The sequence below is a fragment of the Chloroherpetonaceae bacterium genome (genome assembly GCA_025056565.1).
In the GTDB taxonomy this organism is placed as follows: Bacteria; Bacteroidota; Chlorobiia; order Chlorobiales; family Thermochlorobacteraceae; genus Thermochlorobacter.
The window spans coordinates 64,793-76,768 of record JANWWA010000005.1 but is presented as its reverse complement, the minus strand read 5'-3'; the positions used below and the strand labels follow the sequence as shown (position 1 = coordinate 76,768).

Genomic DNA, 11,976 nt, shown 5'->3' with positions numbered 1-11,976 from the left:
AGTCAGCAGTTCAGGAAGCAGTATGTTTTTGGGCGCACTTAAATTTAAGCACACTGCGCGATGGGCTTTCTTTTCTACATCACGGATTTTTGGTATTGGCGTTGGCGGTCGCTTCTTTCACTTTTGCCAATTCATATTTCTCATTCAAGCTTTTTGCAAACTTACTATGTCAACTTTTACTTTGTGATAGCCGACTTTCCTATTTTGCGTCGGCTTTCGCACTTCATTGAGCACTTTGCATAGTACATTTTAGGAGGAGACTATGAGCATACTTTCTACGGCGCGCTGTGATTTATACTACGAAGATAGCGCCAGTCATGACCCACATCACCGCCAGAAGCCCACGATTTTATTCATCAACGGTTGGGCGCTTTCCGGACGATACTGGCAACCAACGATTGAGGCACTTGCCGATGCTTGCCGAACCGTTACCTTTGACCAGAGTGGCACAGGGCGCACGCGATTTCGTCAGCATCGTCCTTCATTCACTATTGAGGGCTTTGCTGATGAAGCCAGTGCTCTCATTGAGCATCTTCGACTTGGTGTCGATGCACCGCTGCACATCGTTGGGCATTCAATGGGCTCAATGGTGGCGGCAGAACTTTTTCACCGATATGCTTCACGCGCTGCCTCGCTTACAATTATTGCCTGTGGCATTTTCGAATACAGCGCCGCTGACCTGCGCTTTCAGATGCAGATGCTTGCTACGTTTCTGCGCGCCACGATGAGCGCTAAACGGCTCTTCAAGTATGCGCCGCTTCGGCACGCCTTTATTGCCAAAGCCGCTTCTCGCCCGATTCCAACCGAATATGCCAATATCATTCTTGAAGACTTCTTGACGGTTGATGATGATGCGGCGACAGCGGTCGGCACATTCTCGCTGCGCCATGATATTTCACTTCGCTACACGGAGCATCTGCTGACGGCGAATGCGCCAATGTGCCTCATCGTTGGCGACAAAGACCGCACAATCCCGCCTGCTGGAATGATTACGCTTTTTGAAAAGCGTCAGTTACACACCTCAGCACCCACTACATTTGTGCGTTTCCCATCACTTGGGCATTTGCCTATGCTGGAAGATACGCCTGCCTTTGCAGGGGTTTTGCGCCAGTATGTGCTCCAGTCTGAGACGGCTGCACATTGCTATGACACGCATGCATCACGTTTTCAAAACGCATAAAAAGGCGTAACTTGTAAGAGTCTTATTCATTCAACCACGCCGCTCTCTGTGATGGAAGTATGAGTTCACCAACGATTGAGTCGCTCCCAACGCTATCTGATGAAGCCCGTCAGGCTTTACAGCTGGAAATTCAGCGCGCTTCGCTCGATGAAGCAAAACTTGCTAAAATCAGAGCCGCTTTGGATAATGTTAATCGTCCCGGCATTCGTTTGGATGTTCGCGCCATTCCACGCTTAATGAAGCCCGTTACATGGTTTCCACCGATGTGGGCTTTTCTGTGTGGCGCAGTCTCCACTGGCGCAGATTTGCTTGCAAACTGGCACATTGTTGTTGCAGGCCTAATCTTGGCTGGCCCTCTTATGTGCGCTATGTCGCAAACAATGAACGACTATTTTGACCGCGAAGTCGATGCCATCAACGAGCCTGACCGACCGATTCCAGCAGGACTTATTTCCAAATCGGCCAGTTGGATTGTAACCTTTACGCTCATCGGCCTTGCGTTTATTATCTCCTACTGGATCCACCCCTTTGTGCTAGCGATTTCATTCGCAAGTGTCCTCATGTCGCACATCTATTCAGGACCGCCGCTACGCGCTAAAAACAATGGCTGGTTCGGCAATTTAGTGGTCGGACTGGCTTACGAAGGCGTGGCGTGGCTAACGGGCAGTTTTTCACTCACGAAAGGGATGCCAAGCGCTGAATCTATCGGGTTGGCTATCGTTTTCTCACTGGGAGCACACGGCATTATGACGCTCAACGATTTCAAATCGGTCATTGGCGACCGCATTCGTGGGGTGCGCTCTATTCCCGTGCAGCTCGGTGAGCGGCGCGCTGCGATGCTTGCCTGTGCGGTGATGAATGCTGCCCAAGTCATTGCATTAGGTATTCTCATTATCAAAGCGCAGTTTGTGGCCGCCACATTTGCTTTTGTTCTGCTGCTTATTCAGCAACCTATGCAGCAAATTCTCATTCGCCACCCCAAAGAGCGCGCTATTTGGTATAACTCTTTCGGTACGTTGCTCTATGTGCTCTCAATGATGGTCTCTGCGATTGGCGTTCGCCCATAGTGCTACTGCAGTTTGCGCACCACCTCCGCAATGCGCTGCGCCGCCTCCACTACCTCTTCTGCCGTGTTGAGCTTTGAAAAAGAGACACGTATGCTGGCACGTGCCTCTGCTTCGCTCTTTCCAAGCGCAAGCAGCACATGAGAGGGCTTCTCTGTGCCGCTGGTGCAAGCACTACCGCTGGACACCGCCACACCTGCCGCATCTAACGCCAAGAGCAGCACGTCACGCGCCAGTTTCCTTTGTCCCGCTAACTTGAAGGTGAGATTGACAATATGCGGCAACGCCCTCTCCTTGTCACCGTTTCGCTCAAAAGGCACTTCACTTTTTTCCAGCTCATTTAGAAAGAGCTGCTGCAGCCTTGCAATGTGCGCTGTTGTCTGTTCAATGGATTCGTTTGCCCGCCGTAGGGCTTCACTTTGTGCAAAAGCAAAGGCGTAGTTTTCTGTGCCTGCTCGCAGATTGCGCTCATGGCTGCCACCATGCAAGAGTGGTTCTACTCGAGTGCCTTGCCGAATAAACAGTGCTCCGATGCCTTTTGGTGCGTGGAACTTATGCCCTGAAAGTGACAGCATCTCTGCGCCCAGCTGCTTTACATCAATTTTCACTTTGCCAACTGATTGCACGGCATCGGTGTGCAGCACTGCACCATACTCTTTTACCATCGCCGCAATCTGTTCAATCGGATTGAGATTACCCAGCTCATTATTTGCGTGCATCAAGCTGACCAATGTTCTTGATGTGCGTTCAGCAGCCAGTTGTTTTCGCAAATCGTCAAGGTCGAGTCGCCCAGCTGTATCGTGCTGGATGAAACAAACTGGTACGCGACACACCGTCTCAATCCACGACAGGCTTTCCAGCACGGCTTTGTGCTCCAAGCGTGAACTGATAATGCGCACGGGCACATTTTCTCGGATTGCTGAGAACACAAAACCTTTCAGCGCAAAGTTATTGGCTTCCGTGCCGCCAGATGTGAAGAAAATTTCAGCCGGCTTTGCTCCCAGTTGCTTTGCCAGCTCGCTTCGTGCTTCTTCCAACACTGCTTTTGTTAGCTGCCCGAATGAATGAATAGAGGACGCATTGCCAAAGTGCGTGGATAGATACGGCTGCAACTTTTCCCACACACATGGCTCCAGCGGCGTGGTTGAAGCGCTGTCAAGGTAAATTTTTTTCATTGTCTTCGCACAGCACTGTTTGTTCCACTCAGCGTGCCAAACTGGCGCTGACAGAGTTATGCCTTAGCTGCGTCAACATAAAATCACCATTTGGAATCCCCAATGCAGACTGAAAACTTGAAAAGAGTTAGCTCCTAAAACGACCGTCTCGACCACTGCTTTTTGCAAAAAACGCCCATTTCATCACGCTGGTGCGAGAGGCGCGTATAAATTTGAAGCGTCAAAAGTTTTTGCCGTGCCTTGCAAACAGAATGGAGAGAAATATGTCGCACCTGCAGTCAAACTCAAGCACATTGAGCGCCAGTTCCACAAAACTGGCTGCACCCTCAACGGGGCAACCCATAGACTTGCACAGAGACGACACCCGCCTCAGCAACTTTGAGTTAGAGACCCTGTCACGGGAAATTCCACTGCCGCGTGTCTTGCAGATTTGCCTGTTGCAATTCTCAACAGCGATTGTCTTTGTTCTGCTCAATAGCACCCTCAATCGCGTGATGATTGTGGAATATCAAATTGATGCGTGGATTGTCGGTGTCTTGATTGGACTGCACAACCTGATGGCTGGGATTCGTCCTATCATTGGCTACTACTCCGATACGCATCTCTTTTTCGGCTATCGCCGCACACCCCATGTGATTTTGGGTAACTTGATTCTGGTTATGGGTGTGCTGATTTCCGTTCACGGCTTAATGCTGGTCAAAGATAACTATGCGCTCGGCTTAGCTATCATTGTTCTTGCTTTCACGCTCTACGGTTTAGGCATCAATATGACGGGCACAATGTTTTATGCTCTGCTTGCGGATAGTGCTGGTGAAAAGCATAAAGCAAAGGCGGTAACAGTTGGTTGGTTTGTGCTCATCTTTGGTGTCATTTTGGTCTCTGGGCTAGTGAGCAACTACCTCAAAGATTTTTCAACGGAGCGCCTTATATCACTATTTTGGATAGGCAGCGGCTTTGCTATTCTCTTCACTTGGCTTGCTATGCTTGGCACAGAGAAGCGATTTGCCAAAGAAAGCGAAATTGTTTTGAACACGAAACGCGACATGAGCTTTAAGAATGCGATGAAAACACTTTTGGCGCACAAGACCGTCTATGAATTCTTCATCTTTATGTTCGTTACTGTTGTCGCCATTCAGGGTCAAGATGTCATTCTGGAGCCTTTTGGTGCTGAACTCTTCGGCATGAGCGTCTCTGAGACGGCTAAGCTCACACAGCTTTGGGGAATGGGCACGATGTTAGGCATTCTGACACTGGGTCTCTTTTTTGTTAATCGCATTGGCAAGAAGCGCACAACCTACTTAGGCTGTGCCGCCTCGGCTGTTGGGTTCTTGGTCATCTGCCTCTCGCCGCTGGTTAGTGAAGCGATGTTCAAGGCAGGGGTTTTTCTCTTGGGAATCGGTAATGGCGCTCTTACAGTTGGCACACTCACGATTATGATGGATATGACCACCAAAGAAAATGCGGGTGTCTTTATGGGCGTGTGGGGTGCTGCACAAGCCTTAGCCAACTTCGTCGCTAATACAACTGGCGGCGCAATTCGTGACCTTTCACTCTGGCTCTCGAGCAATCACTACGTTGGTTATGCAACGGCATTTACCGTTGAAATGATTTTGCTCTTTGTTGCTATTGCGCTGCTGCGCGTGATTAACATCAACGAATTTAAAACGCCGCGCCCGATTGAGACATTGGTTGCCGTTGTTGGCAGAGAAGACTGAAGGGATACAAAATTACCCCTCATCTTTTGAAGGAGACAATTCTGACCGAGTCGGAACCAAAGGCCAGACTTTGTTCTTTGCGCCAACGTCTTGATGAGCATCAAGACCAGGAGTCGCGACTGTGGCGTGCCGTCGCATTGTCTAGACGCTCACCACAACTTTTCAGACTCAGCAGCACGGCTTTCTTACTGGGAAATCCTCGATACACCCGTCTTTGCTGACGCCACAGCGTTCGCTCCTGCACACACCTTGCGATATCCTTCGACGCTCCCCCAATTCGCGCTTCTGCCTACTATCTTGCACTGGGCATCAAAATCTTTGTAACTTTACTAAAACGCAAACTCAAAATGATGGAATCCATTCTAGTTTTTTTGGGCGCGCTCTCACGCGTGCTGCCGCACCCAGCAAACTTTACTGCGATTTCCGCTGTAGCACTCTATGGCGCAAACAAAATCACGGATAAGAGGCGAGCTTTCCTTATCCCACTAGCCGCTATGCTGCTTTCCGACGGTATCTTGGAACTGATGTATCGCATAGGGCTGTCGCCTTTTCCGGGTATTCATAGCGGCATGTGGTATGTCTATGGTGCTTTTGCCTGCGTTTCTGCAATAGGCTTCTGGATTCGCGCGCAGTTTAGCTACGGGCGGTTGGCAGCGGGCACTCTTCTCTCTTCAGTGAGCTTCTTTGTGATTACAAACTTTGGCGTGTGGCTCAGTGGGTGGTATGGTTATACCATAGAAGGGCTTATTGCTTGCTATGTGGCTGCGATTCCATTTTTCCGCAATCAAGTTCTCGGCGATGTGCTTTTCGTATCGCTTTTCTTCGGTGTCGACTACCTGCTGCGGCGATATGTGCTAAACCGACAAACGGCGTGATGCAGACATTCTTTACCGCGACACTTGGTGCAAATCTTCATACCGCTTCTTTCTCAGCCGTGATGGTGCCTCTTGCCGCGCTTCGTCGTTGAACAGTGACGATACACTTTCGCAGCCAAAGAATAGCACTAAGAAGAGCAGCACGAGAAAACCGAAGACGGTTAGCAAAATAAGTTCCATAGCTGTCCCTTTTCGTTTAGGTTGCAGTGGGCACTTTTTCTTTACGAAAAGTTGCATTCAAGGCTGCACGGATTATATTCAGGTTATCAAACAAACCAGCAAAGAAGCAAGATGAGAAAATTACTTTTGACTGTGTTTGCACTCTTTATATGGCTTGCTAACATTTCGCTCTTGCTTTGGGCACAAGACCGTATCACAGGCAAGAGCTTTGCCACACGCTCAGAAGTGATTGCACAGAACGGAATGGTTTGCACTAGCCAGCCCCTTGCTACCCAGATTGGGCTTGATATTTTGCGGCAAGGCGGCACCGCAGTTGATGCGGCGATTGCAGCCAACGCTGCACTCGGGCTTATGGAACCGACAGGCTGTGGTATCGGCGGCGACTTGTTTGCAATTGTCTGGGATGCCAAAACCAAAAAACTCTATGGGCTCAATGCCAGCGGTCGCTCCCCTTATGCGCTTACACTTAAAGAGTTCAAAGACCGTGGCTTAAAGCGAATTCCTTCCGTCGGGCCGCTGCCTGTGAGTGTGCCCGGTTGTGTAGATGGCTGGTTTGAGTTACATAAGCGGTTTGGCAAACTGCCGATGAAAACTTTGCTCGCCCCTGCCATCAAGTATGCCCGCGAGGGCTTCCCTGTCTCAGAGCTGATTGCTTACTACTGGGAGCGTAATGTTGCAGCCCTTGCGCAGTTTCCAAATGTGAAAGAAGTCTATGCCCCTAATGGGCGCACTCCCAAGAAAGGCGAAATCTTCAAAAACCCTCTTCTTGCCAATACGCTCGAGAAAATTGCAAACGGTGGCCGAGACGCATTCTACAAGGGTGAGATTCCCAAAATCATTGAGACCTTTATGAAAGCGCAAGGTGGCTTTCTGACCGCAAAAGATTTTGAAGACCATAAGTCTGAGTGGGTCGAGCCCGTTTCTACCACTTATCGTGGCTATACGGTTTGGGAACTGCCGCCCAATAGTCAAGGCATTGCTGCTTTGCAGATGCTAAACATCTTGGAAGGATACGACTTTCAGAAAATCCCTTTTGGCAGCAAAGAGCATATCCACTTATTCGTAGAAGCAAAGAAACTTGCGTTTGAAGACCGCGCCAAATATTACGCTGACCCTGACTTTGCCAAGGTGCCAGTTGCTGCACTGATTTCGAAAGAGTATGCCAATGAACGGCGCAAACTCATCAGCATGGAGCGTGCAGCACGCCGCATTGAAGCAGGGAATCCTGCCCTTAAAGAGGGTGGCACCATTTACCTTACCACAGCGGATAAAGACGGCAATATGGTCTCGCTGATTCAGAGCAATTATCGTGGCATGGGGTCAGGTATGGTGCCAGATGGACTTGGTTTTATGCTACAGAACCGTGGAGAACTGTTCTCGCTAAATGAAGGCGATGCAAACGTGTATGCCCCTCATAAGCGTCCATTCCATACGATTATTCCTGCTTTCGTTACCAAAGACGGAGAGCCTTTCCTGAGCTTTGGCGTAATGGGCGGTGAATTTCAACCGCTTGGACATGTGCAAATCTTGATGAACATTATTGACTACGGAATGAACATTCAAGAAGCAGGTGATGCTCCTCGCATTGCACACGAAGGCTCCTCTGAACCTACGGGCGAAAAAATGACAGATGGCGGCACGGTTCTGCTGGAAACTGGATTTGCACACGAAACCATACGCGAGCTTCTGAAGCTCGGTCATCGTGTTGGCTACGGTTTGAGCAGCTATGGCGGTTACCAAGCCATAATGTATGATGCGAAAAATAAGGTCTACTACGGCGCTTCAGAATCACGCAAAGATGGGCAAGCCGCAGGATATTAGTCACTCACTGAGCTACCTTTTGTTTTTGAAAGAGATTAGACCGACAGCCACAGGCTAATCTCCAACACACCATTGCGTAGATGCTTTTCCAGCGAACTGGGCTGAACAGGCTTAGGCAGCAAAATTTCCTTGTAAAAATGTTGCCGTGTACCCTTCGCTTCCAGCTCTAAAATGTCACCTCGCAGCACGAGCCGAATATCTTTTTCTTGCACACCGGGCAACTGCACATAGATTTTAATTGCCGTCGCTTCTACGAAGAGGTCTGTGTCAGGCTCAATAGTTTTTGGCACAGAAGCAGAGTTACTTGGCTGCTGGCGCACGCTTGCCGATGAAGTAAACTTAGTGGTAAAGCGTGCAGCACGCGCTGCATTTCCTCCTGAAACCGTCTTTAGAGCAATGCTGTATCGAGCCTTCATTCCCTCTTTAAGGGCACTTAAATCAATCTCTCCTTCTCTTGAGAAGGTTTCTGCTTTCTGCTGCAGAGTTTCTGCCAGCTGTGCCAGTCGCTCAATGCCTTCCAGAATGGTGCTAACTGGATCCTTGGACTTTTCTTGTGCCATCGTTCTATCCTCGTTAGTAGTTTAGCGACATTGTCTTGAACGGCTTATCAGGCTGTTTTTTTTCACTCTCTTTCAGATGCTTTTTCGTCAGCTCCTCGATTTCTTTCATTACATTCGCTAGTTGCTTGATGATTTCACTGCGTCGTCGCTCTACTGCCGCCAGTTCCTTTTCCAAGCGTTCTTTTTCGGTGGAGAGCACATAAAGATTGAGATAGTTGCCGCTAGGACCGACAGGCTTTGCAGTTTTGGATCTTGGGATGCGCTTGAGGCTGCGAGCTGACTTAATAGCGCTAATCGTCTTCATGGTTGCCATTGCCTACTTAGGGTTTAGGTTGCGGCGGCAAAAGCGTTGAAAGTTGCTTCTCGAGCGCTTCAAGCCGCGCTTTGAGTTCTATGTTTTCTTGCTCTAATTCTTTGGTGCGTGCTTCGCTGGACAGCATTGGGTCGCTCTGCCACCAATTGATGCCCATTTGCATTGCTTTCTCGACGGAGCAAATTACCAGACGAATTTTAATGCTAAGCAGCTCTACATCTGCCAGATTGACCTTAATGTCGCCAGCAATGACCACGCCTTTGTCTAAGACGCGCTCCAAAATATCGGCCAGTGAGCTGCTGCCAGTGGAGTAGGTGATGCCATCTTTGCTCATAGCACCTCACTGTCGGTTTTGCGCGCAAAGGCGACCACTTCCAGCGATGGATTGAGCTTTACCTCATAAATGTTGCGATCCATTACGCGGCTTGGCAGACCGATTGATTTGATGAACGCACTTTCTTCATACACCTCTGCGTAACCCAGCCAACCATCTGACACTTTCTCGAGCCGAATGAGCTTTGCCGTGCTACCCGTCATCGCACCGACAAATGTAATCACCTTTTTTGCCGCTTCTTCAAAGTTCATAGCACGATTGGCGAGCAGTTACTTAGCGAGTTTTTCTGAGCGCAATACATGCAAGTTTGCTTCCGCACTTCGCGGCAGTGGCACTTTGCTGGCGATAGCGGTTTCACGATAGAGGCGCGACCGCTCGACCAGTTTTTTTACAAGGCTACGAACTTCTTCTTGATTGGTCTTTGAGCCAATGCGGCTAGTCTCCGATGCCAAGATATCCTGACAGATTTGCAAAAAGAAATCAGGCGGTTGATAGATTTTGGTGCGCTGCACGGCTAAGGTCTTAGAAATCATAATCGCGGCACGCACCGTTGGTGCAAATTCACAGCGACCGCTCTCGCGTAGCGCCCGCACAATTGAGACAATTTCTTCTGCATCAGCTTGCGAGAGCTTAGATTTTGCCATGACAATTGCCACTTCGGTCTCAAAATCAGGATAGTCCAAATCAATGGTAATCATTCGGTCACGGAGCGCATCGGCCGCCTTATGCACCCCTGCGTATTCTTCTGGATTGCTAGTGAAGATGCCTACAAAGTTTGGGTGCACCTTCAGGTAGCCATCTTCCCCTGCACGTGCTGCGGGAATGTCTAAAATTTTTTCTTGCAACACTGACAGCAATACATTGTTCGCTTCGGCGCGGGAGCGTGTAAATTCGTCGTAAAGCAGCGTAAAGCCATACTTGCACGCCACTGTGAGGCGGCTGTCGACCCAACGCTTGGCAAAATCTTCCTCCACCTTGAGCACTCGTGATTGGAAGCGGTCAACAACACGCCGGCTATGGTAGCCATACTCACCTCCAACAAGGTCGCTTGTCTTGTATTCTGCATCGCCGTGAATCATCACAATCGGGCGACCAATCTTGCTTGCAATGTGCATTGCTAGTGTGGTTTTCCCTGTGCCACTGGCGCCACGCAAGTGAATTGGGAAACCTGCCTCAATGTAAGTCAGAGCACGGTAGGTCAAATCTTTGACATACTTGGTTTCCACAAAGTCTGGTAATGGCGACGCCTCTATAACGGTGCTAATCTCTTCGTTCATCGTTTTCACAAGACAGTCAGGTTAGTGGTTATTTTTTTGGCTTTGCAAATGGGATATTGATGGCAAATTGCTTTTCCAGCTCGCTTAGTTCATTCATTGCTTTGGTTGTTGCCACCTTTGTCGATTTTGGCACACTCAGTGCCTTTTGCTGTGATAGCTCAGCCCAAATTGCTTGATTTTGCTTGTGTTCTTGCGCAAACGCTTGCACCACTTCTCTTGCACGCTGTCTTAGCTTCGTAACTTCTTGCTGAATGCGCTTCACCTCTTCTTGCTTGCTGCAAATTACATCGTGAATGCGATTCATTAAGACCTGCTGCTGTTGCAGGCGTGTTTGCTCAGCTGTTTTCAGGTTGGTACGCAGCGCTACGGCTTGCTGTTTTATCATTAGCTGCAGGGTTTTGTGCTCAGCTCGGCAACGCTCTCTTAACTGTTGATGCCTTTGTGAGAGCTGCTTGACGGCGGCTTTTAGCTCAGCTTGATGCTGCGCCAACATTGTTTCAACTTGCTGTTTTCTTGCTGCATTCTCTTTGCGAACTTGTTCTTGCTGGTGAGCAAAAGTTTTGCGCAGCCGAGCCGTCTCTGTTTGCATTTGCTTGACAAACTCTGCGCGCTCAATTGCTTTGCGTGCTCGCTCTTGGCGAGCGACTTTAATGCCTTCCACAATGGCGTGCATAGTTGGGCTGCTTGAAACGGTCATCGTCGAAGTCATTATGTTACGGGTTTTTAGAATTGTTCTTGCGTTGCTGCCTGAAGCGCTGGAGCATTTCGGCAACTTCTTGCCGGCGAGCTTTAGTTTGCGCAATGCGTGCAGCCGTCGCACGCTCAAAAGCTTGGAACATTTCTCGAAGGTCTCTTAGACGCATTTTCTTTGCCTCTGCCAAGCATTCGCGCAGGCGCATAGAAAACGCCTCTTGCTCCGCCTTGAACGCACTTAGCATTTCTAATAGCTCTTCACGGCGCCTTTGATGCAACTCTGCAAACTTTTTAGTGAGTGCTGCTACCTCTTCAGCACGTCGCTGGCGCTCAGATTGCTGAGCTGCTGGCAAAGCCGCCAACTCAGTGAGGACTTCTTGGCTTATCTCAGTTTGCTCCTGCAGAAATTGCTGTAAAGATAGCGATAGCTCTTTTTCGCATTGGTGCTGCGCTGCCAGCGCCTGTTGCAACATCTGATCAAAATCTTTGTAGCGCACCGAGCAGTGCTGGGCTAAGGACGCACGCAACACTCCATCGTACTCAGTATGCATCGTGCGTGCTTGTGTGGTTGTCTCTTCAAATGCTTTCACAAGCATTCCCGTTGAGCACAGCGCGCTCTGAAGAATCTGCAAAGCTTCTTGATATAATGCCGTCGCTTCACTTGAGGAAATAGGTACAGTCATAGACGCTGGCTCTGTTGCCTTATGCATCGTTCTACAGGTTTTTCTGCTCTTTGTTCCGCTTTTTGCGATGGCAATTCTCATTTCTGGCGCCTTAGACTCGGTGACA

15 protein-coding genes are annotated in these 11,976 nt (G+C 49.3%); 6 read left to right on the top strand and 9 right to left on the bottom strand.

Annotation, left to right across the window (positions count from 1 at the left end):
• Window positions 1–60 precede the first annotated feature (60 nt).
• Genes NZM05_05575 through chlG form a run of 3 tightly spaced genes read left to right on the top strand, consistent with a single transcriptional unit; the run spans window position 61 to window position 2,247 of the window.
• Window positions 61–243: a hypothetical protein gene (locus tag NZM05_05575; protein ID MCS7013085.1), complete on the top strand. Its 183-nt coding sequence runs from the start codon at window positions 61–63 to the stop codon at window positions 241–243.
• Between the two features lie 19 nt (window positions 244–262).
• Window positions 263–1,180 carry an alpha/beta hydrolase gene (locus NZM05_05570; GenBank protein MCS7013084.1) on the top strand — a complete coding sequence of 306 codons (918 nt, stop codon included), beginning with the start codon at window positions 263–265 and terminating at the stop codon, window positions 1,178–1,180.
• A 59-nt stretch (window positions 1,181–1,239) separates the two neighbouring features.
• Window positions 1,240–2,247, top strand: a complete 1,008-nt coding sequence (chlG, locus tag NZM05_05565) for a chlorophyll synthase ChlG (protein MCS7013083.1) — start codon at window positions 1,240–1,242, stop codon at window positions 2,245–2,247.
• Window positions 2,248–2,249: 2 nt separating this feature from the next.
• Here chlG and NZM05_05560 read toward each other — a convergent pair whose 3' ends face one another.
• Window positions 2,250–3,419, bottom strand: a complete 1,170-nt coding sequence (locus tag NZM05_05560; GenBank protein ID MCS7013082.1) for a cysteine desulfurase — start codon at window positions 3,417–3,419, stop codon at window positions 2,250–2,252.
• A gap of 263 nt (window positions 3,420–3,682) precedes the next feature.
• On the opposite strand from NZM05_05560, the gene NZM05_05555 reads away from it, so the two are divergent.
• Window positions 3,683–5,134 carry a BCD family MFS transporter gene (locus tag NZM05_05555; GenBank protein MCS7013081.1) on the top strand — a complete coding sequence of 484 codons (1,452 nt, stop codon included), beginning with the start codon at window positions 3,683–3,685 and terminating at the stop codon, window positions 5,132–5,134.
• A gap of 347 nt (window positions 5,135–5,481) precedes the next feature.
• Window positions 5,482–6,009, top strand: coding sequence for a hypothetical protein (locus NZM05_05550; protein MCS7013080.1), 528 nt, complete (start codon window positions 5,482–5,484; stop codon window positions 6,007–6,009).
• 12 nt (window positions 6,010–6,021) lie between these two features.
• Here NZM05_05550 and NZM05_05545 read toward each other — a convergent pair whose 3' ends face one another.
• Window positions 6,022–6,189 carry a hypothetical protein gene (locus NZM05_05545; protein MCS7013079.1) on the bottom strand — a complete coding sequence of 56 codons (168 nt, stop codon included), beginning with the start codon at window positions 6,187–6,189 and terminating at the stop codon, window positions 6,022–6,024.
• A 111-nt stretch (window positions 6,190–6,300) separates the two neighbouring features.
• On the opposite strand from NZM05_05545, the gene ggt reads away from it, so the two are divergent.
• Window positions 6,301–8,010 (top strand): gamma-glutamyltransferase, encoded by a 1,710-nt coding sequence (ggt, locus tag NZM05_05540; GenBank protein MCS7013078.1) that lies wholly within the window; start codon window positions 6,301–6,303, stop codon window positions 8,008–8,010.
• Window positions 8,011–8,045: 35 nt separating this feature from the next.
• Here ggt and NZM05_05535 read toward each other — a convergent pair whose 3' ends face one another.
• The 7 genes from NZM05_05535 to NZM05_05505 are packed head-to-tail and all read right to left on the bottom strand — an operon-like array spanning window position 8,046 to window position 11,897.
• Window positions 8,046–8,570: an Hsp20/alpha crystallin family protein gene (locus NZM05_05535; protein ID MCS7013077.1), complete on the bottom strand. Its 525-nt coding sequence runs from the start codon at window positions 8,568–8,570 to the stop codon at window positions 8,046–8,048.
• Window positions 8,571–8,583: 13 nt separating this feature from the next.
• Complete coding sequence (locus NZM05_05530; GenBank protein ID MCS7013076.1) at window positions 8,584–8,883, bottom strand: hypothetical protein; 300 nt, start codon at window positions 8,881–8,883, stop codon at window positions 8,584–8,586.
• A 7-nt stretch (window positions 8,884–8,890) separates the two neighbouring features.
• The gene (locus NZM05_05525; protein MCS7013075.1) at window positions 8,891–9,217 is read right to left on the bottom strand and encodes a gas vesicle protein; all 327 of its coding nucleotides are present in this window, start codon (window positions 9,215–9,217) and stop codon (window positions 8,891–8,893) included.
• A complete protein-coding gene (locus NZM05_05520; GenBank protein MCS7013074.1) occupies window positions 9,214–9,468 on the bottom strand; it encodes a hypothetical protein in 255 nt (84 codons plus the stop codon). Before NZM05_05520 ends, NZM05_05525 begins: the two co-directional genes overlap by 4 nt.
• A gap of 18 nt (window positions 9,469–9,486) precedes the next feature.
• On the bottom strand, window positions 9,487–10,494 hold the full coding sequence (gene gvpN, locus NZM05_05515; GenBank protein ID MCS7013073.1) for a gas vesicle protein GvpN: 1,008 nt from the start codon (window positions 10,492–10,494) through the stop codon (window positions 9,487–9,489).
• A gap of 28 nt (window positions 10,495–10,522) precedes the next feature.
• On the bottom strand, window positions 10,523–11,167 hold the full coding sequence (locus NZM05_05510) for a hypothetical protein (protein ID MCS7013072.1): 645 nt from the start codon (window positions 11,165–11,167) through the stop codon (window positions 10,523–10,525).
• Window positions 11,168–11,207: 40 nt separating this feature from the next.
• A complete protein-coding gene (locus NZM05_05505; protein ID MCS7013071.1) occupies window positions 11,208–11,897 on the bottom strand; it encodes a hypothetical protein in 690 nt (229 codons plus the stop codon).
• Window positions 11,898–11,976: the final 79 nt, after the last annotated feature.

Coding starts and splice junctions, on each gene's coding strand:
- NZM05_05520 (MCS7013074.1), bottom strand. CDS start 9,468: ATGAACTTTGAAGAAGCGGCAAAAAAGGTGATTACATTTGTCGGTGCG.
- NZM05_05550 (MCS7013080.1), top strand. CDS start 5,482: ATGATGGAATCCATTCTAGTTTTTTTGGGCGCGCTCTCACGCGTGCTG.
- ggt (MCS7013078.1), top strand. CDS start 6,301: ATGAGAAAATTACTTTTGACTGTGTTTGCACTCTTTATATGGCTTGCT.
- gvpN (MCS7013073.1), bottom strand. CDS start 10,494: ATGAACGAAGAGATTAGCACCGTTATAGAGGCGTCGCCATTACCAGAC.
- NZM05_05505 (MCS7013071.1), bottom strand. CDS start 11,897: ATGCATAAGGCAACAGAGCCAGCGTCTATGACTGTACCTATTTCCTCA.
- NZM05_05575 (MCS7013085.1), top strand. CDS start 61: ATGGGCTTTCTTTTCTACATCACGGATTTTTGGTATTGGCGTTGGCGG.
- NZM05_05570 (MCS7013084.1), top strand. CDS start 263: ATGAGCATACTTTCTACGGCGCGCTGTGATTTATACTACGAAGATAGC.
- NZM05_05545 (MCS7013079.1), bottom strand. CDS start 6,189: ATGGAACTTATTTTGCTAACCGTCTTCGGTTTTCTCGTGCTGCTCTTC.
- chlG (MCS7013083.1), top strand. CDS start 1,240: ATGAGTTCACCAACGATTGAGTCGCTCCCAACGCTATCTGATGAAGCC.
- NZM05_05535 (MCS7013077.1), bottom strand. CDS start 8,570: ATGGCACAAGAAAAGTCCAAGGATCCAGTTAGCACCATTCTGGAAGGC.
- NZM05_05530 (MCS7013076.1), bottom strand. CDS start 8,883: ATGGCAACCATGAAGACGATTAGCGCTATTAAGTCAGCTCGCAGCCTC.
- NZM05_05560 (MCS7013082.1), bottom strand. CDS start 3,419: ATGAAAAAAATTTACCTTGACAGCGCTTCAACCACGCCGCTGGAGCCA.
- NZM05_05525 (MCS7013075.1), bottom strand. CDS start 9,217: ATGAGCAAAGATGGCATCACCTACTCCACTGGCAGCAGCTCACTGGCC.
- NZM05_05555 (MCS7013081.1), top strand. CDS start 3,683: ATGTCGCACCTGCAGTCAAACTCAAGCACATTGAGCGCCAGTTCCACA.
- NZM05_05510 (MCS7013072.1), bottom strand. CDS start 11,167: ATGCACGCCATTGTGGAAGGCATTAAAGTCGCTCGCCAAGAGCGAGCA.